At 59.6% G+C, this 24,805-nt stretch carries 21 protein-coding genes; 17 read left to right on the forward strand and 4 right to left on the reverse strand.

The window, feature by feature from the left end:
- The 10 genes from ACVDG9_RS28415 (at position 1) to ACVDG9_RS28460 (ending at position 11,443) form a co-directional block, all read left to right on the forward strand.
- Positions 1 to 663, forward strand: a complete 663-nt coding sequence (locus tag ACVDG9_RS28415) for an amino acid ABC transporter permease (protein ID WP_023000138.1) — start codon at positions 1 to 3, stop codon at positions 661 to 663.
- Positions 660 to 1,382 (forward strand): amino acid ABC transporter ATP-binding protein, encoded by a 723-nt coding sequence (locus ACVDG9_RS28420; protein ID WP_447239640.1) that lies wholly within the window; start codon positions 660 to 662, stop codon positions 1,380 to 1,382. The genes ACVDG9_RS28415 and ACVDG9_RS28420 overlap by 4 nt, the downstream gene beginning before the upstream one ends.
- 92 nt (positions 1,383 to 1,474) lie before the next feature.
- Positions 1,475 to 2,434 carry a dihydrodipicolinate synthase family protein gene (locus ACVDG9_RS28425; protein ID WP_031269009.1) on the forward strand — a complete coding sequence of 320 codons (960 nt, stop codon included), beginning with the start codon at positions 1,475 to 1,477 and terminating at the stop codon, positions 2,432 to 2,434.
- Positions 2,425 to 3,357, forward strand: coding sequence for a 4-hydroxyproline epimerase (locus ACVDG9_RS28430; protein ID WP_447239641.1), 933 nt, complete (start codon positions 2,425 to 2,427; stop codon positions 3,355 to 3,357). The genes ACVDG9_RS28425 and ACVDG9_RS28430 overlap by 10 nt, the downstream gene beginning before the upstream one ends.
- Before the next feature lie 19 nt (positions 3,358 to 3,376).
- Entirely contained in the window at positions 3,377 to 4,807 is a 1,431-nt protein-coding gene (locus ACVDG9_RS28435) for an aldehyde dehydrogenase family protein (RefSeq protein WP_447239642.1), read from the forward strand.
- Between the two features lie 76 nt (positions 4,808 to 4,883).
- The gene (locus tag ACVDG9_RS28440) at positions 4,884 to 6,134 is read left to right on the forward strand and encodes an NAD(P)/FAD-dependent oxidoreductase (RefSeq protein ID WP_447239643.1); all 1,251 of its coding nucleotides are present in this window, start codon (positions 4,884 to 4,886) and stop codon (positions 6,132 to 6,134) included.
- Between the two features lie 22 nt (positions 6,135 to 6,156).
- On the forward strand, positions 6,157 to 7,260 hold the full coding sequence (locus ACVDG9_RS28445) for a cis-3-hydroxy-L-proline dehydratase (protein WP_447239644.1): 1,104 nt from the start codon (positions 6,157 to 6,159) through the stop codon (positions 7,258 to 7,260).
- A 25-nt stretch (positions 7,261 to 7,285) separates the two neighbouring features.
- A complete protein-coding gene (locus tag ACVDG9_RS28450) occupies positions 7,286 to 8,311 on the forward strand; it encodes a trans-3-hydroxy-L-proline dehydratase (protein ID WP_447239645.1) in 1,026 nt (341 codons plus the stop codon).
- Positions 8,312 to 8,447: 136 nt separating this feature from the next.
- A complete protein-coding gene (locus ACVDG9_RS28455; protein WP_447239646.1) occupies positions 8,448 to 10,145 on the forward strand; it encodes a tetratricopeptide repeat protein in 1,698 nt (565 codons plus the stop codon).
- A gap of 443 nt (positions 10,146 to 10,588) precedes the next feature.
- Positions 10,589 to 11,443, forward strand: a complete 855-nt coding sequence (locus tag ACVDG9_RS28460; RefSeq protein WP_228148129.1) for a pyrroline-5-carboxylate reductase family protein — start codon at positions 10,589 to 10,591, stop codon at positions 11,441 to 11,443.
- 42 nt (positions 11,444 to 11,485) lie between these two features.
- Here the strand turns inward: ACVDG9_RS28460 and ACVDG9_RS28465 are convergent, their stop codons facing one another.
- From ACVDG9_RS28465 to ACVDG9_RS28480, 4 genes are read right to left on the reverse strand one after another with little or no spacing between them, the layout of a single operon-like run.
- Complete coding sequence (locus ACVDG9_RS28465; protein ID WP_447239647.1) at positions 11,486 to 12,922, reverse strand: mannitol dehydrogenase family protein; 1,437 nt, start codon at positions 12,920 to 12,922, stop codon at positions 11,486 to 11,488.
- The gene (locus tag ACVDG9_RS28470) at positions 12,919 to 15,309 is read right to left on the reverse strand and encodes a glycoside hydrolase family 31 protein (RefSeq protein ID WP_447239648.1); all 2,391 of its coding nucleotides are present in this window, start codon (positions 15,307 to 15,309) and stop codon (positions 12,919 to 12,921) included. Before ACVDG9_RS28470 ends, ACVDG9_RS28465 begins: the two co-directional genes overlap by 4 nt.
- Before the next feature lie 8 nt (positions 15,310 to 15,317).
- Positions 15,318 to 16,619, reverse strand: a complete 1,302-nt coding sequence (locus ACVDG9_RS28475) for a TRAP transporter large permease (RefSeq protein ID WP_447239649.1) — start codon at positions 16,617 to 16,619, stop codon at positions 15,318 to 15,320.
- A 25-nt stretch (positions 16,620 to 16,644) separates the two neighbouring features.
- A complete protein-coding gene (locus tag ACVDG9_RS28480; protein ID WP_088665207.1) occupies positions 16,645 to 17,169 on the reverse strand; it encodes a TRAP transporter small permease in 525 nt (174 codons plus the stop codon).
- 247 nt (positions 17,170 to 17,416) lie between these two features.
- Here ACVDG9_RS28480 and ACVDG9_RS28485 point away from each other — a divergent pair, with 247 nt between their 5' ends.
- From ACVDG9_RS28485 to ACVDG9_RS28515, 7 genes are all read left to right on the forward strand, one after another.
- On the forward strand, positions 17,417 to 18,397 hold the full coding sequence (locus ACVDG9_RS28485; RefSeq protein ID WP_447239650.1) for a TRAP transporter substrate-binding protein: 981 nt from the start codon (positions 17,417 to 17,419) through the stop codon (positions 18,395 to 18,397).
- A 40-nt stretch (positions 18,398 to 18,437) separates the two neighbouring features.
- Positions 18,438 to 20,258: a glycoside hydrolase family 2 protein gene (locus ACVDG9_RS28490; protein ID WP_447239651.1), complete on the forward strand. Its 1,821-nt coding sequence runs from the start codon at positions 18,438 to 18,440 to the stop codon at positions 20,256 to 20,258.
- Positions 20,255 to 20,995, forward strand: coding sequence for an FCD domain-containing protein (locus ACVDG9_RS28495; RefSeq protein WP_075283622.1), 741 nt, complete (start codon positions 20,255 to 20,257; stop codon positions 20,993 to 20,995). Before ACVDG9_RS28490 ends, ACVDG9_RS28495 begins: the two co-directional genes overlap by 4 nt.
- 81 nt (positions 20,996 to 21,076) lie before the next feature.
- The gene (uxuA, locus tag ACVDG9_RS28500; protein WP_447239652.1) at positions 21,077 to 22,258 is read left to right on the forward strand and encodes a mannonate dehydratase; all 1,182 of its coding nucleotides are present in this window, start codon (positions 21,077 to 21,079) and stop codon (positions 22,256 to 22,258) included.
- Positions 22,259 to 22,375: 117 nt separating this feature from the next.
- Positions 22,376 to 22,774, forward strand: a complete 399-nt coding sequence (locus ACVDG9_RS28505; RefSeq protein ID WP_023000156.1) for a dihydroneopterin aldolase — start codon at positions 22,376 to 22,378, stop codon at positions 22,772 to 22,774.
- Between the two features lie 99 nt (positions 22,775 to 22,873).
- Positions 22,874 to 23,758, forward strand: a complete 885-nt coding sequence (locus tag ACVDG9_RS28510; protein WP_023000157.1) for a dihydropteroate synthase — start codon at positions 22,874 to 22,876, stop codon at positions 23,756 to 23,758.
- A 75-nt stretch (positions 23,759 to 23,833) separates the two neighbouring features.
- Positions 23,834 to 24,589: an SDR family oxidoreductase gene (locus ACVDG9_RS28515; protein ID WP_447239653.1), complete on the forward strand. Its 756-nt coding sequence runs from the start codon at positions 23,834 to 23,836 to the stop codon at positions 24,587 to 24,589.
- Positions 24,590 to 24,805 lie beyond the last annotated feature (216 nt).

Here is a 24,805-nt window from a genome sequence, read left to right on the forward strand (position 1 = left end):
ATGAAAGAATCCATCAGCTTCTTTTCAGGCTTCAACATTCACGATTTCTGGTTCCTCGGTGAAGCTGCACTCCGGACCCTCTGGATCTCGGCTGTTTCGATTACCATCGGGACCGTGCTCGGCGGTCTGTTCGGCTGGATGCTTTACGAGGGCCGGCTGGCGGCGACGCTGCTGCTGGGGCCGGTGCTGGATGTGTTCCGCTCCGTGCCGCTGATTATCCAGCTAGTGCTGTTCTACAATTTTGCGCCCATCGTCGGTCTGGATTTCGATCCGTTTGCGTCGGGCGTGGTGATCCTGACCGCCTACACCGCTTCTCTGGTAGCCAACGTTGCCCGCGGCGGCATCGAGGCTGTCGGCAAGCCGATGCGCCGGGCGGCGCGTTCGCTGGGGCTCAGCTACTGGCAGGACATGCGCTACGTGGTGTTGCCCATCGGCGGGCGGGCCGTCTTTCCGGCCTGGGTCGGTGTTGCGCTCGGCGTCATGAAGGATTCCGCGCTGGTGTCCGTGCTCGGCTATGTCGAGCTGCTCAAGGCCAGCCAGATCCTGATCACGCGGACACAGGAACCCTTCCTGATCCTCTCCCTCGCCGGCGCGTTCTACTTCGCGCTGTCCTTCCCGATCTCGCGCTATGCCGCAAAACTGGAAAAAAGGTGGGCCCAATGATCGAGATACGCGGCCTTGAGAAATATTTCGGCGCTCTTCAGGTGCTCAAGGGCATCGACCTTGATGTCGAAAAGGGCGAAGTGCTTTCCGTCATCGGCGCGTCCGGGTCGGGCAAGTCGACACTGCTTTATTGCATCAACGGCCTGGAGCCGATCCAGAAGGGATCGGTGGTGGTCGACGGCACCGACGTTCACGCCAAGGCGACGGACATCAACAAGCTGCGCCAGAAGCTCGGCATGGTGTTCCAGCAATGGAACAGCTTTCCGCATCTGACCGCGGTGGAAAATGTTGCGCTGGCGCCGAGGATCGTGAAAGGCAAATCGAAGGCGGAAGCAGAGGCGATTGCGGAAAAGCAGCTTCGCCATGTCGGCCTTGCGGACAAGCTGAAAGTGTATCCGAACAATCTGTCGGGCGGGCAGCAGCAGCGTCTCGCGATTGCGCGGGCACTGGCCATGGAGCCGACCTACATGCTCTTCGACGAGGCGACATCCGCTCTCGATCCGGAGCTGGTCGGCGAAGTGCTGGACACGATGCGCCTGCTGGCCGAGGAAGGCATGACGATGATCTGCGTTACCCACGAAATGGGCTTTGCCCGGGACGTCTCCGACCGGGTCGCCTTCTTCCACAAGGGCGTAATGGAGGAGATCGGCCCGCCGGCCCAGATCTTCGGTCAGCCTGAATCCGAGAACACCCGAAAATTTCTTGCTAACGTGCGCTGACCCGGCGCAACTAGACCTTACCGTCAGGCCTCAAGGCCCGTGCTTCGCACGTGGGAGCCAACCGACAGGCCTGACCCATCCAGGAGTGAATGATGACGTCCAATATCTTTTCCGGCTGCATGCCTGCCCTGATGACCCCGTGCAAGGCCGACCGTTCGCCCGATTTCGACGCCCTCGTGAAGAAGGGCAAGGAACTGATCGAAGCCGGCATGTCCGCCGTCGTCTATTGCGGCTCCATGGGCGACTGGCCTCTCCTGACGGACGAGCAGCGCATGGAAGGCGTCGAGCGTCTGGTGAAGGCGGGCGTGCCGGTGGTCGTTGGAACCGGTGCGGTCAACACCAAATCCGCCGTTGCCCATGCCGCCCATGCGGCAAAGGTTGGCGCACATGGTCTCATGGTCATCCCGCGCGTTCTGTCTCGCGGCATCTCCGTGTCGGCGCAGCGCAACCATTTCAGCGATATCCTGAAAGCGGCTCCGAACCTGCCGGCGGTGATCTACAACAGCCCCTATTACGGTTTCGCCACCCGCGCCGACCTGTTCTTCGACCTGCGCCGGGAATTCCCGAACCTGATCGGCTTCAAGGAATTCGGCGGCCTTGCGGACCTGCGCTATGCGGCTGAAAACATCACTTCGCAGGACGACCAGGTGACGCTGATGGTCGGTGTCGACACCGCTGTCTATCACGGCTTCATCAACTGTGGTGCGACCGGCGCGATCACTGGCATCGGCAATGCCATTCCCAAGGAAGTCCTGCATCTGGTGGCGCTTTGCAAGAAGGCCGCAGAAGGTCATGCGGAAGCGCGCCTGCGGGCAAAGGAACTGGAAGAGGCGCTGGCTGTTCTGTCCAGTTTCGATGAAGGCCCGGACCTGGTGCTCTACTACAAGCACCTGATGGTGTTGAACGGCGACACCGAATACACGCTGCACTTCAACGAGACCGATGCCCTCAACGATGCGCAGCGCAACTATGTCGAAGCGCAGTACAAGCTGTTCAAGACCTGGTACGCCGACTGGAGCACGCAAGGCGGCGTGATCGCCGAATGCGCGTAATCGACAGCCATACCGCGGGTGAACCGACCCGTGTCGTGCTCGACGGTGGCCCCGATCTCGGATCGGGGACACTGGCGGAACGCGCCGGCCGGCTGGAGGCCGAGCATCTCGATTTCTGCGCTTCGGTCGTTCTGGAACCGCGCGGTCACGATGCCATTATCGGTGCGCTGCTGGTGCCGCCGTCCGATCCGGATTGTGTTGCCGGGGTGATCTACTTCAACAACCTGCAGAACCTTGGCATGTGCGGCCACGCCACCATCGGCCTTGGTGTCACCCTGGCGCACCTCGGCCGGATCGGGCCGGGGCGGCACAAGTTTGAAACGCCGGTGGGCGTGGTCGAGATCGATCTGATCGACGCCAACACGGTGTCGGTGGTCAACATCGAGAGCTACCGGCTGGCGAAGGATGTCACGGTCGAGGTCGAAGGCATTGGTCCGGTCACCGGTGATGTTGCCTGGGGCGGCAACTGGTTCTTCCTGGTCAAGAACAGCCCGGTTGCCCTGACGGGTACCAATATCCGCCCGCTGACCGACCTCACGCTGAAGATCCGCGATGCGCTGGAAAAGGCCGGTGTTACCGGTAAGGACGGTGCCTGGATCGACCATATCGAGCTGTTCGGGCCGGCCGAAGACCCGTCCGCGCAAAGCCGCAACTTCGTGCTGTGCCCGGGTGGTGCCTATGACCGCTCGCCCTGCGGAACAGGCTGTTCGGCCAAGCTGGCCTGCCTTGCCGCTGATGGTGCGCTGGCACCGGGTGAGGACTATCTGCAGGAAAGCGTCATCGGCAGCGCCTACAAGATCAGCTACCAGCCCGGCCCGGGCGGCGGCGTTATTCCGACCATCACCGGACAGGCCTTCGTCACGTCCGATGCCAACCTGATTTTCAATCCGGCGGACCCCTACCGCGCAGGGATACGCCTTTAAGCCCCGGATAAGCCAAGTCATGGATTACAGGAATTTTGTCGGCGGGCAGTGGCTCGAAACAACCGACAGCACGCCCAACGTCAACCCGTCCGATATCAGCGATATCCTCGGCTACGCGGCGAAGGCCGGTGTCGATCAGCTGGACCAGGCCATCGATGCAGCGCATCAGGCGGCACCCGGCTGGGCGGCGTCGACGCCGCAGCAGCGTTTTGATGTGCTGGATTTCGTCGGGACGGAACTTCTGGCTCGCAAGGCCGAATTAGGCCGTCTGCTTTCGCGTGAGGAAGGCAAGACACTGCCGGAAGGTATTGGCGAGGTTGCGCGCGCCGGGCAGATTTTCAAATTCTTTGCCGGCGAAGCATTGCGCCTCGCTGGCGACAGACTGGCATCCGTCAGGCCCGGTATCGAAGTTGACGTCACCCGGTTTCCGATCGGGGTTGTCGGGCTGATTACACCTTGGAACTTCCCGATTGCAATCCCTGCCTGGAAGATCGCTCCGGCACTTTGCTACGGCAACGCAGTCATCTTGAAACCGGCTGAGCTGGTGCCGGGTTGCGCGCATGCGCTCATCGAGATCCTGTCCCGGTCCGGCTTGCCGGAAGGCGTGGTCAACCTCGTGATGGGACGTGGCTCGCAGATTGGTCCGCGTCTGGTGGAAAGTGCGAAGGTGAAGGCGATTTCCTTTACCGGCTCGGTGCCGACGGGGCGGGGGATCGCTGCGGCCTGTGGTCAGCACCTGAAGAAGGTACAGCTGGAAATGGGCGGCAAGAACCCGATGGTGGTTCTGGACGATGCCGACCTTGCCATCGCCGTCGAAGCTTCGCTCAACGGTGCCTTCTTCTCGACCGGTCAGCGCTGCACGGCAAGCTCGCGGCTGGTCGTGACCGAGGGCATTCACGACCGGTTCGTCGAAGCCCTTGCCGAGCACATGCAGGCGCTGAAGGTCGGCAACGCCCTGGAAGATGGGGTGCAGATGGGGCCGGTGGTTGATGAGCGGCAACTGCAGCAGAACCTTTCCTATGTCGATATCGCGGCAAAGCAAGGCGGCAAGGTTCAGGGTGGGGAACGGCTCAACCGCGACACGGAAGGTTTCTACATGGCGCCGGCCCTGGTGAGCGAAACCGACAACGCCATGCGGATCAACACCGAAGAGGTCTTCGGTCCGGTCGCATCCGTTATTCGCGTGAAGGATTACGAGGAAGCGCTGTCTGTCGCAAACGATACGGAATTCGGGTTGAGCGCTGGTATCTGTACCACGTCGCTGAAACATGCCAGCCACTTCAAGGCCAATGCCGAGGCCGGCATGGTGATGGTGAATCTGCCGACGGCAGGTGTCGATTATCACGTGCCTTTTGGCGGCACCAAAGGATCCAGCTTCGGCTCGCGCGAGCAAGGCCGTTACGCGGCAGAATTCTACACTTCGGTCAAGACTGCCTACACGCTCCCCTAAAGTGTGGCCAACGGGCAGCAAACTGCCTGCGGGGCACTTCGCCCTGCCTCGCAGGCCTTTTTGAAAGACTTTGAAAATGGCGGACGAGACCGTCCAGGATATCATCGTGATCGGCGCCGGCATCATCGGCATCAGTTCCGCGCTTGCCCTGCAGGCAAGGGGGCGGCAGGTGCTTGTGCTGGATCGGCAGGCGGAAACAGCGCGCGCATCGGAGATGAACGCCGGAGCTTTCGCCTTTACCGATATCGTTCCGCTGGCAACGCCCGGCATCATGCGCAAGGCACCGAAATGGTTGCTCGATCCGCTTGGTCCTCTCTCCGTTCCGCCCGCCTATGCCCTCAAGATCGCACCCTGGATGTTGCGGTTCTGGCGGGCAAGCTGGCCGGATCGCTACCAGGCGTCGATGTCGGCACAGGCCGCCTTGATGAAGCTGGCGCAGGAGGCGCTTGCCCGGCAGGTTTCGGACACCGGAGCAGCCTCCCTGATCCAGGACGAAGGGCAGCTGCAGCTTTATGAAGGCGAAGCGGAATTCCGTGCCAGCCTGCCCGGCTGGGAGCTGCGCAAGCAACATGGCATCCGCTTCGAACTGCTTGAGAGCCCGGAGGCTATCGCCGCCGTTCAGCCGGGTCTTGACCGTCGCTTCACTCATGCCGCCTTCACGCCGGACTGGACCAACACTTGTGATCCAGCCCGCTGGCTGGCGCATCTGACGTCTGTCTTCCTGCAGCGGGGCGGACGGATCGAAAGCGCTGACGTATCAGGTCTGAAGCCAAGTGAAGACAGTGTTCAGATCGAAGCTTCCGATAAGGCCTGGATGGCGAAACAGGTCGTCGTGGCGGCAGGTGCCTGGTCGCACCGCCTTGCAAAGACGATCGGCGACCGCATCCCTCTTGAGACCGAACGCGGCTACAACACGACGCTGCCGGAAGGCTCCTTTGACCTGAAAACCCACCTGACCTTTTCCGGTCACGGCTTCGTCGTCACCAAGATCAATGGCGGCGTCCGTGTCGGAGGGGCCGTCGAACTGGGTGGGCTGACGCTTCCACCGAATTTCAAACGCGCCGACATCCTGCTGGTCAAGGCCCGGCGGTTCCTGCCCGCCCTGAAGACAGACGGCGGCAAGAAATGGATGGGCTTCCGGCCCTCAATGCCCGACAGCCTGCCCGTCATCGACCGCTCACCCGGTGACCGCCGGGTCGTCTATGCCTTCGGGCATGGTCACCTCGGCCTGACGCAGTCCGCGGGGACGGCCGAACTGGTCGCCAATCTCGTATCCGATACACAAAACCCCGTCGATATGGCCGCCTTTTCCGTGCGGCGCTTCTAAACTCTTTTGGAGGAGGAACTTCATGAAAATTACGGCCATCAACGTCTTTCAGGTCGACCTTCCCCTGAAAGAAGGGCGTTACAGCTGGTCCAACGGCAATTTCGTGGAAGTCTTCGACAGCACTGTTGTCGAGATCGAGACCGACGAAGGCCTCAAGGGCTATGCCGAATGCTGCCCGCTCGGGTCTGCCTATCTGCCGAGTTATGCCCTTGGGGTGCGGTCAGGGCTTCAGGAACTGGCGCCCCACCTGATCGGGAAGGATCCGCTCAATATCGGTGCAATCAACCGGGTGATGGATGCTGCGCTGCGCGGTCATCCCTATGCCAAGGCGCCGATCGACATCGCCTGCTGGGACCTGCTGGGCAAGGCGACGGGCCAGCCGCTTTATACGTTGCTTGGCGGTGCAGCCCAGGACGACGTGGTGCTTTACCGGGCGATCAGCCAGGAAGCGCCGGAAATCATGGCAAAGAAGATCGAAGGTTATGCCGCCGAAGGCTATACCAAGTTCCAGCTGAAGGTCGGCGGCGATGCCAATGACGATATCGACCGCATCCACGCCACCCGCGAAGTTTTGAAGAAATCGGATCTGCTGGTGGCCGACGCCAACACCGGCTGGACCCGGCATGAAGCCGCGCGCGTCGTCGGGGCAGTGTCCTCGCTTGATGTCTATATCGAGCAGCCCTGCCTCACATATGAGGAAAGCGTCTCCATTCGCCGCCGGACGGCGCTGCCCTTCGTTCTGGACGAGGTGATCGACGGTCCGAACACGCTGGTGCGCGGCATTGCCGAAGACGCGATGGATTGCATCAACCTGAAGATCTCGAAGGTCGGTGGCCTGACCAAGGCCAAGCTGATGCGTGATCTCTGCATTGCCCACGGTATTCCGATGACGATCGAAGACACCTGGGGCGGGGACATTGTCACGGCGGCGATCGCCCATCTTGCGCGCTCGACCCCATCGGATTTCACCTTCTCGGCAACGGACTTCAACAGCTACGGCACGATTGATATCGCGGAAGGCGCACCCAAGCGTGTCAATGGCCGCATGACGGCTTCCGAGCTGCCGGGCCTCGGCATCACGCCGATCTTTGATGCTTTGGGCGAACCTGTCGCTCGCTATTCCTGAACCGGCTGACCTCAAGGGCAGAGACATGCGCAGCAGCAAGACCATCCATGTGATTTCCTGCCACGCGGAAGGCGAGGTCGGCGACGTGATCGTCGGCGGCGTCGCCCCTCCGCCAGGCGAAACGCTCTGGGAGCAGAGAAGCTTCATTGCGAAGGACCAGACGCTGCGCAATTTCGTGCTGAACGAACCGCGCGGCGGTGTGTTCCGTCATGTGAACCTGCTTGTCCCGCCCAAACATCCGGAGGCGGATGCCGCCTTCATCATCATGGAGCCGGAAGACACGCCGCCGATGTCAGGATCCAACTCCATCTGCGTCTCCACGGTACTGCTTGACGGCGGTATTGTTCCGATGGCCGAACCGGTCACGGAGATGGTTCTGGAAGCGCCCGGCGGACTGGTGCGGGTGAAGGCCGAATGCCGGAACGGCAAGGCGGAGCGCATCTTCGTCCAGAATGTCACCAGCTTTGCCGACAAACTGTCAGTGCCGCTGGAAGTGGAAGGCATCGGCACGCTGACGGTCGACACCGCCTATGGCGGCGACAGTTTCGTGGTCGTCGACGCCGAGGCGCTCGGGTTCGGGATCGTCGAAGACGAGGCCAAGGACATTGCCCGCCTGGGAGTCCGGATCACCAATGCAGCCAACGAACAGCTCGGCTTTTCCCATCCGGAAAATGCCGACTGGAACCACATCTCCTTCTGCGCCTTCTGCGGCCCACTGTCGAAGACGCCGACGGGCCTTTCCGGACGGTCCGCTGTTGCCATCCAGCCGGGCAAGGTCGACCGCTCCCCAACGGGTACGGCCGTTTCTGCCCGGATGGCGCTGATGGCGGCGAAGGGGCAAATGAACGTCGGCGACACCTTCGAAGCCGTTTCCATCATCGGGTCCACCTTCACCGGCCGCATCGTTTCACAACAGATGGCGGGCGACCGGGCCGGGATTGTTCCGGAAATTTCCGGGCGTGGCTGGGTCACCGGCATTCACCAACACATGCTCGACCCAAGCGACCCCTGGCCGGGCGGCTACAAGCTCAGCGACACCTGGGGTGCGTGACGGCTGAAGACTGGTGAAGCGTGAGCGCCAATATTGATCGGAGAGATTGCCGAAAATTCAGTTTGCGGAGGGTGGCCTCAAATTGGCTCGATTGAAGCATTAGCTGTTGGTGTGCCATCTCCTCCGAGTAAGCAATATGCGACTTGTTAAGACACTATTTTTTGCCATCTCACTCGGTCTGGTTTTCGGACGTGTCCAGGCGAAGGACTTTGATCCTCCTTCCGCTCAGGAGGTTGAAGATGCCGGAGTTCAATGTGAGAAAGCGCTCTCGAAGGACTGTCTGCACACTTTGGCACTAGGCCAAGCTTTTGAGGAAGACCGGCGTACCGGTTCGAGCAAGCAGTTCAAGGCGTACCTTTGGCGAATTTATTCGGTCGACGAAATTCGCTCCGAGCAACTCAGGGATATGAGCCCGCCAACGGTGGAAACGCTGCTTGATGCCGGACAATGGGCAGAAGCCGAAAAGCTATTTCTTGAATACCATAAAAGTACGATCTTTGAGTTCGGATCGCCGAGGGGAACCTTCATAAATCAAATGATACTCGCTCAACTTGAGCAGGGAGAAATCGAGCTGGCGATACAGGCTGCTGGAAGCCTTGGTGATGTTTGGAATGAGCGGCTGGAAGCTCATCTGATCATAGTGAAGCACCTGCTTGATCGCGGCAATCATGAGCAGGCTCTGAAAATTGCTGACAACCTTACCCGCCATTTTCATAGAGCGGCTGTTCTGAGCGAAATCCTGGTGAGGCTCGTTTTCAGAAAGGAATTTGAGGCGGCACTCAGAGTGGCGCATTCGCTAAAAACCTTGGCGCTGGTTGATCCTCATTTTTTGCCCCGTGCTTATAAGGCTTATCTCGCTATAGCGCGTGGCCAGCTGGAAGCAGGGGATGTCACCGCCTCAAAACGAACGATGGGATTGATTCCCGACCTCAACGACGCAACAGACACAGAGTTTGAAGTCTTCGTAGAGGCCGCAGATTTGCTGCTAAAGCTTGGAAACAGAAAGTCTGCTCAGGTTATGTCATTAAGAGCTTCTGGGGCAGCAAAGCAGACAACAGGGACTTCCAATGATGACAAAGTTCGGCGTCTGGCCGTTGCGGGGCGCTTTCTCGTTTGGTCTGGCATGGTTGATAAAGGGCGTGCCGCCTTTGAGCAGGCTGAACAACTTCTTTTGGATCGAAGTGCCAAGGGGCTAGAGGCCCGCATGGCATTTCACGTTAACAAGGTTCTGGCCGGATCTCGTGAGGCCACGCAATCCGACCGGAAAGTCATCTACAGGATCCTTCGCACAGAGAAGACTTTTGAGCGATCTCTGTTGTCCGAAGTGAAGCCTTTGCTCGATGCTGGATTCGACGAGGAAATGTATCAGGCGATTATTGCGCTTGATGCAAATGAGCGCCGATACAATGTTACCAATGATCTGATGTTGTCTCTTATCGAAAAAGACATTGAAGCTGGAAAGTTCGAACGCGCTGAACAAGTCGCTGAAAGCGCAAATACCTGGGTTGTCAGGGCAAGAGGTGTCTTTGCCGTTGCCAGCAAAACGTCGACTTCAGAAGCACGCAGGTTGCTAAATGAGCTGCATGAATGGGCCAGAAGCAATCACAGGATCAGAAATTTCGAATGGACAGCAAGCCGAATTGGCTATGATCTTTTCCGCTTATGCGGCATAGGTGCAAAACAGGTTCAGCTAGGCTTTGTGGACGATGCGCATGCCACGTTGAAACAAGCTTACGTTTTGGCAAACAAGATGAGTTTTAAAGCCAAGGCTGCGTCCTTTCTGTCCATCGCCGAAGCATTAGACGGCACTCTGCCTGCCAAATATACTCAATAATCCACTTCAGCAGCTGGTCATCGAAAGTATGCTGGTGTGTCTCGATTGAGACTATTTTTCTTTGCATTCTAAAGACTGTCTCTTCAGTTGCATTCACCAACACATGCTCGACCCAAGCGACCCCTGGCCGGGTGGCTACAAGCTCAGCGACACCTGGGGTGCGTGATTGTCGGGTTGAGGTGACGTAGAGAATGACTGGTCTTGTTGGGGTGTTTCCCTAGCGGGACTTGTCATAAATATCGGTATGGCTCTACTGGCAAGCTTCCTTACGTCATTCGTCTATAAGGAAAAACGTCAAGTAAACTGAATTCCTCAACTCCATTCCTCTAAAGCGAATTTTGGAGGAAAGGAAAAATTATCAGTATCGGCCGGTTAAGACTTGTGAGTGGTGCAGGAAAGCATTTTAGTAGCGCCAAGACCTGAATATTTGCGAACGCATGATTATGGACAAATTGGCGAAAAGAGGCGTTTGCCTCATTGGTTGCGGTTTCATGGGCAAGGCTCTGGTGGAAGCCTGGCTGGCAAAGGGAATGCCTGCCGGTTCCATCTACGTGCGCGATCCCCGACCGTCCGGCTGGCTGCAAAGCCAGGCGGGCGTCAACATCAACGAGCCTTTCCCGGCGTCTCCGGCCGCGATTGTCATCGCCACTCGTCCGCAGATCGTGGAGAAGGTTCTGGCGCCGCTCGGCTCCTTCGGTGGTGGCGAAACGGTGATCCTGTCGATTGCGGCCAGCAAACCGATTTCGGTGCTGGAAAAGCAATTCCCGGATGGAACGCCAATCATTCGCGCGATGCCCAACCTGCCGGCAACGGTCGGCTCTGCTGTCTCGACCTTTGTTGCCAACGAGGCGCTGACTGCCAGCCAGAAGGTGGAAGCCCTCAAGCTGATTGCCGCCTTCGGCTCGGTTGTCGAATTGCCGGACGAAGGCCTGCTGCCGGTGGTTACTGCCTTGTCCGGTGCAGGGCCTGCCTATGTGTTTGCCATGGCCGAGGCCTTTGCCGCGGCAGGGGCACGCCTTGGTCTGCCGGAGGACCTTGCTCATGAGTTGGCCGTGCGTACAGTGGCCGGCGCCGGGCGCATGCTTGCGCAGCCGGACGCGGATGCGACCGGGTTCCGCGTCGCCGTGACGTCCAAAGGCGGCACGACCGAAGCAGGCATGCTGGAGTTCATGGCTGACGAGAACGGCATTCAGGATCTCGCCCGCCGCACGGTTGAAGCCGCTGCCGAGCGCTGCAAGGAACTGTCCGGACTGAAACCTGCCGAGCAACCCCGGACCCTGCGGCTCGTCAGGGACTAGCGGCGGTTTCCAGCAGAAGCCGCCTGGCTCTTCCGCACGTCTCTAGGCTTTCAGAACTGAGGCTATATCCGAGGTTTGCAGCCGCTGGTAAGCGGATTGGATTGTGCTGCCAAAGGCCGCTGACCCTGGCAGGTCGTCGCCGAAAACCTCCGAGAGCGACAGCATCCTGTCGACATACGCGTTGCCGTCCGTTTCCTGCACAATGGTGCTAATCCTTGCGGACAGGGGGTCGTTCAACGGCAGCGAGGCGCCCGTTCTTGAAACACCGCGGCAATAGAGCATCCATGCGGCAACGGCGAGTGCCGATAGCGGCCAGGGGCTGTTGTCCTTCAGATGTTGCCGGATCGGTGCCAACAGCCGTTGCGGCAGTTTCTGGCTGCCGTCAGAAGCGATCTGGGTGGTCTTGTGATGAAGCGCGGTGTTTTCAAACCGGGCAATCAGGGCTTCGGCATAGGCCTTGATATCGACACCGTCCGGCACGGACAGCGTCGGGGCCTGTTCACTCAGCATCAGGGTGAGGGCTGCCCGCCGGAAGGCCGGATCGGCCATGCAGTCGGCAATCGTTTCCTTGTCTGCCAGCGCCCCAAGATAGGCGAGAAACGAATGGCTGCCGTTCAGCATCCGAAGTTTCATGTCTTCAAACGGCGCCACATCTTCAACGAATTCAGCACCTGCCAGATGCCAGTCCGGACGTGGGCCGGCAAACCGGTCTTCAATTACCCACTGGCGGAAGGTCTCGCACAGGATACCGTTCCGGTCAGCGTGACCTAGTGCGTTCTCAAGCGTTGCGAACGAACTGTCGGTCATTGCCGGTGTGATGCGATCGACCATGGAGCAGGGGAAAGTGCAATTGCCTTCGATCCATTCTGCCAAATCCGGGTTGAGCCGCGCGGCGAAATCCAGAACCGCACGGCGGCACAGCTCGCCGTTTGCTGGGAGATTGTCGCACGACAGGATCGTCAAACCGGCGAGACCTGCTGCATGTCGCCGCCTGAGGCCTTCCACCAGCACGCCGATGGCCGTGGAAGGGGCATCTGGCGTTGCAAGGTCTCGCCGGATGCCGGCGTTGTCTTCATCCAGCCTGCCGTCCTTCAGGCAATACCCTTTCTCGGTAATAGTCAGTGTGATCACGGCGAGATCCGGATCGGCGATCCGGTTCGGCAAGGCATCGACGCCATCACGCTTTGGGTGGACCGTCGCACAGATCGCGCCGACCTTGCGCAAGGAGAGGTCGTCACCGGCCATCTCGCCGACAGTGAAAAGTCCGTCCGCCTCGTCAAGGCTGGTGAGTTCGTCCGCACCGGAGTTGAGCCGGGCAACTGCGACACCCCAGTCGCTTGCCGTTCGGCGTAGCATCTCGTCGTGAAACACCAGAACATGCGCCTTGGCAAAGGCACCAAAACCGATGTGCAGCAGTCGGATGCGCAGCTTTGTCCGGTCGTAGTCGACCGTTTCAACCAAGTGACTGACGCTGCTCATGACTGGCTCACCGTGAAGTCGATTGTTTCGCCCGTTTTCCGCTCGGTCCCGTTGACGGCCAAGGTGCCGGCACCGGCCAGCCAAAGGGTGACCTTGTCGAAGGCGGGTTGCCAGTTGCCGGATCTTTGCCAATCCAGATGGACTGTTTCCCCTGTTCGGGAGAGGCAAAGCCGGGTCAAGCAGCTCTCGCCAGCCAGTGCGTCCACCGTGTCACCGTCATCGTCATAAAATTGCGAGTGCCTGTCCGGAGTTCCTTCCGGCTGTGGGTAGATACGCCACGTGCGCAAGGTGTCGGAAGACGGTGTCGACCTCAGGTTTTCGGCTGCCATTGGCAGCACCGTACCGCCTCGAACGAACAGCGGAATGGTATCAAGAGCCACCGGCACGTCCACCACCTGGCCGCCTTCATGCCAGCTGCTGCCGTCAAAGGCCCACCAGCCTTCTTCGTTGGCAGGCAGCGTGACCCGCCGCGACGTTGCGCCTTCCTCGACCACTGTCGCGACCAGAAGATCCCGGCCCAGCAGGAAATCGAATTCAGCCTCCCGGCAGGTAGGGTCGTTCGGATAATCCAGGAACAGAGGCCGCAGCATCGGCTCGCCTTCGGTCACGGCACGGTGCAGCAGGCCGTAAAGATAAGGGATCAGCTGCGCCCGGAACTTCAGCGCGTTGCGTACGAGCGGCGTTATTTCCGGATACATCCAGGCTTCGTTGGCGGTGCCGTCGTCGTTCCAGGAATGGATCGTGAAACGCGGATGGAAGATGCCGTTCTGTACCCAGCGCAGGAACAGCTCCGGCTCCGGCCGGGGGCCGGCAAAGCCGCCGACATCGTGGCCGATGTTGTAGAAGCCGGAGAGGCTGAGGCCGAGGCCCATCGGAATGTTCCAGCGCAGCGTGTCCCAGCTGGTGAAATTGTCGCCCGTCCAGGTCTGGGCATAGCGCTGCGTGCCGGGGCAGGCGCAGCGGGAAATCAGGTAGGGCCGCTTTTTCGGCTGGTGGGTAACCTGGGCCTCAAACGAGGCCCGTGTCATCAGCTGGCTGTGCAGCGGACGGATCAGATTGACCGGTATCGGTTTTCCGAAACCGGCGCAGACCGCTTCGTCGTCCCACACCTCATATTCGTTGTTGTCATTCCAGGTGCAGGGTATGCCTCTGGAAAAGAGCTTTTCTTCAAGGTTCTTCTTCCACCAGCGGACGGTGTCCTCGTTGGTGAAATCAAGGTGTGAACCATAGCCGTCCCAGAAAGGTGACTGCTCGGGTGTGCCGGTTTCACTGTCGCGAATGAAGAGCCCGGCCTCGGCTGCTTCCTTGAATAGCGGGTGGTCGTCCAGAAGCACCGGCTTGATATTGGCGATGAGGTTGATGCCGGCCTCGGCATAGGCCCGGGTCATGGTCTCGACATCGGGGAAGCGGTCGGTGTTCCAATGGAACACGTAGCGCTTGCCCTTGATGGCTGTATAGCCCGACGACATCTGGAAACTGTCGCATGGCATGTCTTCTTCCGACAGCTTGCCAAGGAACTCCATCAGCCGTTCCTGTGCATTTTCGGAATCGGTATAGGCCATGGTCGAGCCGGAGTACCCAAGTCCCCACCGTGGCATGAAGGCGGTGCCGCCTGTCAGCCGGTGATGCTGCTTGACGATATCCAGAACGCTCGGTGCCCAGCTGAAGTAATAGTCAAGGTCACCATCGGCGGCGCGGAAGGCGCGGAAAGGCAGGTGGTAGTTGTCTTTCTCGTTGCCGAGGTCGAACCAGCAGGGAGCCAGCGTGTCGTAGTAGAGCCCGACTGCGCCGAGCCGGCCCTTGTCGGTGATGGTGAAGGGAATGTGCTTGTAGAGCGGGTCGGTGGTTTGCGCGTCGTAGCCCATTGCATCGAGATTGCGCATCTCGAACCGCCTGCCGGTGCGCTCCAGGCCACCGGCCTTTTCGCCGAGACCGTAGTATCGCTCATCCGGGTTTCGCCGCATGAAATGATGATTGCGATGGTCGCGGCGCCCGATCATGTAGGCGTCCTGGGGCCGGTCGCGGGCGATCTCCTGCCAGGGTTCGCCGGCAGCGGGCCGGCTTTCCCAAACGAAGGCAAGCGGAGTATTGATGGTCAGACGCAGGTTTTCCGTTTCCAGGACAAGCCTGCCGTCCTGCTCTTCCAGCACGAAGTCGGGGCAGGAAAAGCCTGCGAGGTCGTCCCGCGTACGGCCGTCGAACGGCACGTCGCCTTCCGGTGCGATGGCCCAGGTCCGGTCCAGACGATAGGTCCCGTCCTTCAGAAGAACAACGCGGATGAGCGCATTTTCGAGAACCTTGACCACCAGGCGGTGCCGGTTCTCGACTTCAAGTGCGATCCCGGCGCTGGAGCGGCCCAGGTAACGCCAGTTTATGAGGGCTTTCATGACAGATCCTAGTAGCCGAGGAGAACGCGCGGCAGGAACAGGCTGAGGGCAGGTACGTAAGTGACCAGCAGCAGGAGAGCGACCAGCACCGCGTAGAAGCCGAGCATGGGTCTGAGTACCTGGCCGATCTTCACCCCGCCGACCGAGCAGCCGACAAAGAGTGCCGACCCCACTGGCGGTGTACAGATGCCGATACACAGGTTGAAGGTCATGACGACGCCGAAATGCACCGGGTCCATGCCGAGATCTTCCACCACCGGCAGGAAGATGGGGGTGAAGATCAGCAATGCGGGCGTCATGTCCATGAAGGTGCCAACCACAAGCAGCGCCAGGTTGATGATCAGCAGCAGGACGAGCGGATTTTCAGAAAGGCTCAGCAGCGTGTCGGAGATCGAATAGGGGATATCCGCAAAGGCCATCGCTTTCGACATGGCGATGGAACAGCCGATCATCAGCAGCACGATGGACGTTGTCACCGCGCTTTCCAGGATGATGCCCGGAAGTTCGCGCGGCGAGATTTCCCTGTACCAGATCACGCCCAGGAAGAGCGTATAGACAACAGCAACGGCTGAAGCTTCGGTTGCCGTGAAGATGCCGCCGATGATACCGCCCATGACGATCACGATCAGGCCAAGCGGCAGCATGGCATCCAGCGTCTTGGCGATAACTTCCTGGCCACTGGGCCGTTCGGCAACCGGGTATCCCCTGCGCTTGGCAATAATGCCGGCGACGACCATCAAGCTGAGCCCCATCAGGATGCCCGGAATGTATCCGGCAACGAACAGGGCCGCGATGGAGGTGCCGTTGGTAATCAGCGAATAGACGATGAAGGTTGCGCTCGGTGGGATCAAAAGGCCTGTCGGGCAGGAGGCGATGTTCACCGCCGCGCTGAACGCCGGATCGTAGCCTTCCTTCTTCTGAAGGGGAGACATCACGCCACCGACAGCGGCGGCCGAGGCAACGGCGGAGCCCGAGATGGAGCCGAACATCATGTTGGCGATGACGTTGCAGTGGGCAAGCGCGCCGGGCAGGCGGCCGGCCAGAACCTTGGCGAACTCGATCAGGCGCATGGCGATGCCGCCCCGGTTCATGATGTTGCCCGCCAGAATGAAGAACGGAATGGCCAGCAGGGTGAAGCTGTCGAGACCGGAGGCGACCTGCTGCGCGACGATATAGACCGACTGGTCGAACGACATGAACAGCAGGAAGGTGGCGAAAGCTGCAAGACCGATGGCGAAGGCGATCGGTACGCCCAGGATCATCAGAATGGCGAATGTCCCGAACAGGACGAGGACAGATTGGATATCCATGAAGTTACTCGTTCCCGGTCAGGTTTCAGTCCAGAGGGCCGCCGACGCTGGCTGTGCCTTCCTGCTCGTTCGGGCCGCGGCCAGTGCGAAAGAGGTCGGCCAGAAATGTCAGGCAGTAGTAGAGAATGCAGAGCCCGGAGAACGGGATCGCGATATAGACGAGGCCCATGGGAAGGCGCAGCGCCGGGGATACCTGCTGGGTTTCCAGTGTCCGGCTGACCAGGTCGAGCCCGCCGTAGACCATCACGACCCCTGCAAAGAGTGCGATGGCGGCAATGATGCCGACATTGACAAGAAGGCGCAGGATGCCGGTGGTGATGACGGGCAGCAGGTCGATGGCAAGGTGTCGTCGCTGGCCGAAGGTGTAAGCCCCGCCCAGCAGAGCAACCCAGATGAACAGGAAGCGGGCCATTTCATCTGTCACCGTGCTCGGGCTTTGCAGCACGTAGCGCGAGACGACCTGCCAGACGACACAGGCAACCAGGACGGCGAAGGCGATGGTGATGACGAGACGCAGGACCATGTCCACGCCTCTGGTGATGACTGTCACGATATTCCTCCCGCGCAGGCCTCGTTCTTGCCGCGGCAACAGGCGCGGCGTGGGCTCCGACACATTAAGACATGCGTCAGGAAATTAAATTGGTCAACCAATTTTCCAAAAAAGGTTGACTGATTTTGAAAATTGGACGAACAATTCCTCATCCGCGGCGGTCTGGCCTTGCAAGTCCCGCGGCCAACCGATCCGTTCCGGCACGGAACGCAAGTCCTGCGGCCAAGGCTGCAATTGGGAGGAAATCATGTCGAAATTCGTTAAGCTGGCGGCTGTTCTTGCCGCGGGCGTCGTCGCTCTGGGTTCTGCCGCCAGCGCCAAGACGCTGCGCCTCAACCACAACAACCCGGAAGACCATCCGCTGCACAAGTCGATGCAGTTCATGGCCGAGCGCGTTGAAGAGCTGACAGACGGCGATCTGAAAATCCGCATCTATGCCAACGCCCAGCTTGGCACCCAGCGTGAATCCATGGAGCTGATGCAGAACGGTTCCCTGGACATGGCCCGTTCCAACGCATCCGAGCTGGAGGCCTTCGAGGAATCCTACGGTGCGCTCAACCTGCCCTACATCTTCGTCAGTGCCGACCACTACTACGATGTTCTGACCAATGACATCGGTGCGGATATTCTTGCCTCGTCCGAAGACAAGGGCTTCATCGGCCTTGCCTATTACATCGAGGGCGCACGTTCCTTCTACGCCAACAAGGCGATCCATTCCCCGGCCGACCTGAAAGGCATGAAGATCCGCGTTCAGCCGAGCCCGTCCGCCATTCGCATGGTTGAGCTGCTCGGTGCCAACCCGACCCCGATTGCCTGGGGCGAGCTTTACAGCGCCCTGCAGCAGGGTGTTGTCGATGGCGCTGAAAACAACCCGATCGCGCTTACGTCAGCCCGTCACGGCGAGGTTTCCAAGGTCTATTCCGACGACGGCCACACCATGATCCCGTCCGTCGTGATGATTTCCACCAGCTCCTGGAACGATCTGACCGACGAGCAGAAGGAAGCCATGCGCACGGCCGCACGTGAATCCATGGATTTCCACCGCGAGCAGTGGGATGCCATGAGTGCGGAAGCGGTCGAGACCGCGAAGAGCGAACTCGGCGTGGAATTCGTCGAAGTGGAAAAGGGCCCGTTCATCGAAGCGGTCCTGCCGATGCATGAGGAAGCGGCGGCCAAGTCTCCGGTCGTTGCCGACCTGATCAAGCGCATCAAGGCAGCTGCGCAATAACATCTGAAAACACCTGAAAGTCCCGCCGGAGACCTGACCGATGCTCGAACGCTCCCATCTCGCCGACAACGCCTTGCAGGCGCTGCATGACGAAGACTATGACGTGCCCTTCAACACGCAGTCCTTGTGTCATGACGGCCTGATCTTCATGGGTGGGCGGGCATCGGAAAGCCTTGATGGCGACTGGACTTTCTGTGTCGATCTGCTCGACACCGGCCTCCGGCAGAAATGGTTCGCCATGCTGCCGGAGGCGCCGGAAAACCGCACTGAACCCTGGGACTATGATCCCTACATGGGGGAAACGGTGCCGGTTCCATCCAACTGGGCGACGATTAAGGAGAAGTGGTACTTCTTCGAAGGCAGCGCCTGGTACACGCGGGCTCTCGACATGGAGACGGTGGACAGTTCCAAACGCCAGTTTCTGAGGTTCGGTGCCGCGAGCTACGACTGCAAGATCTTCCTGAACGGCGAGTTCCTTGGCAACCACTACGGTGCGTCGACACCTTTCTGCGTCGAGCTGACAGGCAAACTGAAGACCGGCCGCAACTGGATCATGGCCTGCGTCAACAACACCCGGACACGCGACCGGGTGCCGATGCGCAATACCGATTGGTTCAACTACGGTGGTCTCTATCGGGAAGTGGCATTCTTCGAAACACCGAAGACCCTTATCAAGGACTTCTTTCTCTACCTTGTGCCGGACGGCACATACTCCACGCTGCGAGCCGAAGTCACCGTCGACGGTGTGCCGGCTGGTGCTGTGACGCTTTCCATTCCCGGGCTTGGCATCAAAAAAGATATTGTGCTGGATGCGGACGGCAAGGGAACGCTCGACATTTCAGCCCGGCCGCAATTATGGAGCCCGGAAGCGCCCGTCCTTTATGATGTCAGCGTTTCGTGCGGCGAAGACCGTGTGTGCGACCGGATCGGTTTTCGCCAGATCGAGCGCCGCGGCACGGATATTCTGCTGAACGGGGCGCCTCTGTTCCTTCGCGGGATTTCCGTTCACGAGGACGATGCACTCCTCGGCAAGGTGACAAATGAGGATGATTTGCGCCGCCGCTTTGCCCATGCGCGCGAACTGGGCTGCAACTATCTGCGACTTGCACATTATCCGCATCACGAACGGGCGGCTCAGATTGCTGATGAACTCGGCTTTTTGCTGTGGGAGGAAATCCCGGTCTACTGGGCCATCGATTTTGCCAATTCGGCGACCTATCGCGATGCTGAAAACCAGTTGTCGGAACTGATCAAGCGGGATCGCAACCGGGCAAGTGTCGTTATCTGGTCCGTGGGAAACGAGAATCCTGACACGGATGCCCGGCTTACCTTCATGAAAGGCCTTGCCGAAACCTGCAAACGTCTCGACCCGACCCGGCTGACTTCCGCAGCCTGCCTGGTGAACCACGCCCGGAACCGGATCGAGGACAGGCTCGCGGCGCATATCGATATCATCGGCCTCAACGAATATTACGGCTGGTATGAAGAGAATTTCGATGACCTTGCCGCGATCGGGGAGAATTCGGACCCGGACCGTCCAGTGGTGATTTCGGAAACTGGTGCTGACGGCGTTATCGGTGAGAAAGGTCCGAAGTCTGGCCTCTTCAGCGAAGATTACATGGCCGAAGTCTATATCAGGCAGATCGCAACTCTGCGCGAACTTGGATATATCAAAGGCATGTCGCCGTGGATACTTTACGATTTTCGTGTTGAACGGCGCCAAAATATTTTCCAGAACGGCTATAACCACAAGGGGCTGATTGCCGCCGACAAGAAAACCAAGAAAAAAGCATTCCATATCCTGGCCGACTATTATCGCGAGATTGCAGCTGCCGGGGAGGGTGCAAGGAAGGCCTCATGACCAGCGATGCTGCAAAGCGCCGGTACCAGGAAATCGCCGAACTTCTCGCAAGGCGTATCGAGGAGGAGGGCTACAGGCCCGGCGACAAGTTTCCGACCGAGCGGCAGATTTCCGTGGAACTCGGCATCAGCCGGTCCCTGGTGCGCGAAGCTTTCATCGTTCTTGAAATCGAGGGCTATCTTGATGTGCGCAAGGGGTCCGGCAGCTATGTGGCCGCCGGCGAGAAGATTTCGCTTCATATTCCGAAAGCAGACTACGGACCCTTCGAATTGCTGCAGGCCCGCCAACTCCTGGAAAGCAGCATTGCCGGCTTTGCCGCCACCACGATCACCAAAAGCGACATCATTCATCTGCGGGAGACGCTTGATCTGGAGCGCAGGGCGATCGAACACGGTGAGGAAGATTACACCGCCGACCGGCAGTTCCACCGGCAGATCGCCGAAGCAACCCAGAACAGTGTTCTGGTGGACCAGGTGGAAGACCTCTGGAACAAGCGTGAAAACAGTTCCATGTGGGCTCGGCTGCATGACCGCATCTTCGATCTCAGCTACCGGGCCAAATGGCTGGATGATCACGCCGAAATTCTGGAGGCATTGCGCCACCGTAACTCCGAGAAGGCGCGCCTTGCCATGTGGCAGCACCTGGAAAACGTTCGCCTGACCCTGCTTGAGCTTTCCGACGTCGGCGACCCTGATTTCGACGGTTACCTTTATACCCCGGCACAGGCCGCGCCCTGAACGCCGGCGAATGATGTGCGCCAGACGCAAGACCCCAAACACAAAACGCTGCAGCGATAACAACAAGAAAGACTTCAGGCGATGATCGAAAGCTGGCGCTGGTTCGGACTGCAGGACCCCATCTCCCTGAGGGATATCCGCCAGACAGGTGCACGCGGCATCGTCACCGCCCTGCATGACATTCCCAACGGCACCTTCTGGCCGGAAGAGGAAATCGCGTCCCGCCGCCGCATGATCGAGGCAGCCGGCCTGGAATGGGTCGTCACCGAGAGCATCCCGGTGCATGAGGACATCAAGACCGGGGCGCCCGGATGGGAAAAGTGGGCGGTAAACTGGGCGGAGACGGTTCGCGCCCTGGCGCGCCAGGGCATCAGGACGATTTGCTACAATTTCATGCCCGTGCTGGACTGGACCCGGACGGATCTCGACTACGAACTGGAAGACGGTGCAACCGCCCTGCGGTTCGAGTTCGCGGCCTATGCCGCTTTCGATCTGTTCATCCTGCAGCGGGAGGGCGCTGAGGCGGACTATGATGCTGCCGATATTGCGCTTGCCGAGGAACGCTTTGCCCGGATGTCCATCGAGGAGCGGGACAGGCTGACCGCAAATATCATTGCAGGACTGCCCGGTTCGGAAGAAAGCTACACGCTGGAGACATTCCGGGACCGCCTCGCGTCTTATCGCGGTATCGGCCGGGAAGAGCTTTTCCGGAATCTTCAGAACTTCCTTGAAATCGTCGTGCCGGCCGCCGAGGAGGAGGGTGCCGTCCTGGCCATCCATCCGGACGACCCGCCGAGGTCTCTCTTCGGTTTGCCGCGAATTGTCGGGTCGATCGATGATCTGCAGCGAATTGCCGGCATGAACCCGTCAATGGCAAACGGCTTTACCGTCTGCTCCGGGTCGCTTGGTGTCAGCGCCGGCAACAATATTCCCGAAATCATCGATGCATTGGGTGAGCGGATCCATTTCGCCCATCTGAGGGCAACCAGGCGCGAGCAGGATTCTCGCAGTTTCCGCGAAGATGCGCATCTTGAGGGCGACGTCGATATGGTCGCCATCATTCGTGCACTGCGGCGCATGGAACGACAAACGGGTAAGTGGATCCCGATGCGGCCGGATCATGGGCATCGTATATTGAACGATCTCAGTGGAACCTCGACGCCTGGGTATCCAGCGATCGGCCGGTTGCGGGGACTGGCGGAGCTGCGCGGTGTGACCCGGGCGGTTGATATTCTGGACACAGTCGAAGCGGCGGCTGAATAGGTCATTCGGGCAAGGCAACAACCTTGACCGGGCGCGGTATCCGATTACATCCATCTGCTGAGAAACTTCACGGCAATGGCGATGGCACCGGTCATGCCCGAGATCCCGGAGACCTGAATGGAAAAGAATGTCGATACCCTTGTAGAGGACGGGCACGATGTCATCCTCATAGAAGGACTGAAAGTCGCGACGCAGATCGGCATTCTGGACAGCGAGAAAAACCGGACACAAACCGTCTGCTTCGATATCGAAATGCAGACCGTTACCGGCTATCGCCGGATTGTGCGCGAAACGGGTGCGTTTGTTTCCTATGCCGACGCGGTCGAATTCATTCTGCAGAAGGCAGCCTCCGGCGGTCATATCGACCTGGTCGAGGATTGGGCTGAAGCCGTTGCGGATTTCGTTTTGACGAATGAGCTGGTTGAAGGCGTCAGCGTGAAGGTCACCAAGCCGGACATCTTTGAGGAAGCTGCGGGCGTCGGCATTCGCATCAAGCGCCGCCGGCCGTCCCGTTGACCTTGCCCTCTCACCGCATTTTCCTATCTGCACTGAAACCTGCCTGATCCCGCCCGGCTTTTCCGGGCAAGAGGTTCGACACCGGGAGCCCCGCCTCACATGATTTCCGCCGACCGCCTGCTTCCTCTCTGGCTCAAATATCGCGATGCTCTCGAAGCACCGATCCGAACCTTCGAATTTGAAAAGTTTGGCCGGCGGTTCGAGGACCGCACCTATCAGATGGGCGTCCTGAACCTGTCACCGGACAGCACCTATCGCGAAACGGTCTGCCATACCTTCGAAGCGGCGCTTTATCGTGGTCGGCGCATGACGCTGGAGGGGGCGGCGATGGTCGACATCGGCGCGGAGTCGACCGGCGAGACCGCAGACATCGTCGCGGCCGAGCGGCAGATCGACCGCATGCGCCCGGTCGTAAAGGCTCTTGCCGACGAAGGCATTCTTGTTTCCGTTGAAACCTATCATCCGGAAGTGGGCGTCGCCCTGCTGGAGGCCGGAGCAGGAGTGGTCAATCTGACGGGACGCGTTGACGACCCGGCCTTCTACGAGGCGATTGCGAAGCATCAGGCCGGTATCGTCCTGTGTTACACGCCGGGCAAGAATGCCCGTTCCGACGATTACCTGCCGCCAGCTGAAGATATCTTCGATCACCAGCTCACATTCTTCCGCGAGAGGGTCCATCTGGCCACGGAAGCCGGGATCGAGCGGCTGTGGGTTGATCCCGGCTTCGGCTTTGCGCTGCACTTGCCGGACGGGCCGGACCGGATCCGGTATCAGACAGACAGTATTCTCCAGTCGTTCCGCCTGCGGGAACTCGGTTGGCCGGTGACCGTGCAGTTGACCGGGGCAGTGTATCTGTTCCGTGATGAAGTTCGGGTGGCGCAGACCAGCGCGGCAACTCTGGCCGTCATGTCGAGGGCAAACCTGGTGCGCAGCCATGAAGTGCCACGCGTGCAGCCGGTCCTGAACCTGCAGGATTTCGCCTGAACTGTTGGCCGCTTCCTAGAGTCTGTTTCTTGAAGGGCGAGCCGAGACAAACCCGAGCCAACCGGAGGAGTGCATATGGCAACCGACAGGATCGCACTGGTGACAGGGGCCGGCAAACGGCTCGGCAAGGCCATCGCCAGGGGGCTGGCGAATGAAGGTTATGCCATGGGCCTCCATTACAACTCTTCTGCCGAGGGTGCGCAGGAGCTTCACGACGAGATTGTCGCCGAGGGCGGCAAGGCCGCACTCTTGCAGAAAGACCTGAGCCGGCCCGAGACGGCCGGTGGCCTGATTGAGGACACTGCCGCTGCACTGGGTGGACCGGTCGAGGTGCTGGTGAATTCCGCATCCGCATTCAATACAGACAGCTTGTCTGACCTGACGATCGATACCTGGCAGTTCCTGATGAACGTCAATGCGGCCGCGCCGGTATTCCTGATGCAGGCATTCGCCAACCAGGATCCCTTGCCGGAAGGCGGAGCGATCGTGAACATGCTCGACACACAGATGCTGTCGGCGTCCCCGGAACGGTTCAGCTATTTTTGCGGAAAGTTCGCGCTCGACGGGGCAACCCGTCTGGCGGCCTACGATCTGGGACCCAGGGGCATCCGCGTGAATGCGGTTGCTCCGGGCCTGATCCTGCCGAGCGACCAGACCCAGGAAAACTTTGACGCAAGGCAGAAGCTGACGCCAATGGGGCCGGGCCTCGGGCCCGATGATGTGGTTGATGCGGTGATCTATCTGGTTGGGGCCAAACAGGTGACCGGACATACGCTGGTAGTGGATGCCGGGCAGCGGCTGATGGGCTTCGGAAACGCGCCAATCGGATGAAATTGAGGAAATCCTTGGGATTTCATGGTTAGCGAATGGTTAATATCCACTGCCACGAAAATGGGGCGAATTTTCTTTCAAAAAAAATCAAAACCGGTGTTGACGGGTTGGGTTGGTCTGCGTATAACCCGGTTCATCGACGGCGGCAACGTCGCTGGCGACAGGGTTTTGTGACCTTAATTCCAGAAAATTGGTCCTAGTGGCCGGGCTTGATGG

This window comes from Roseibium sp. RP-7 (genome assembly GCF_053005225.1).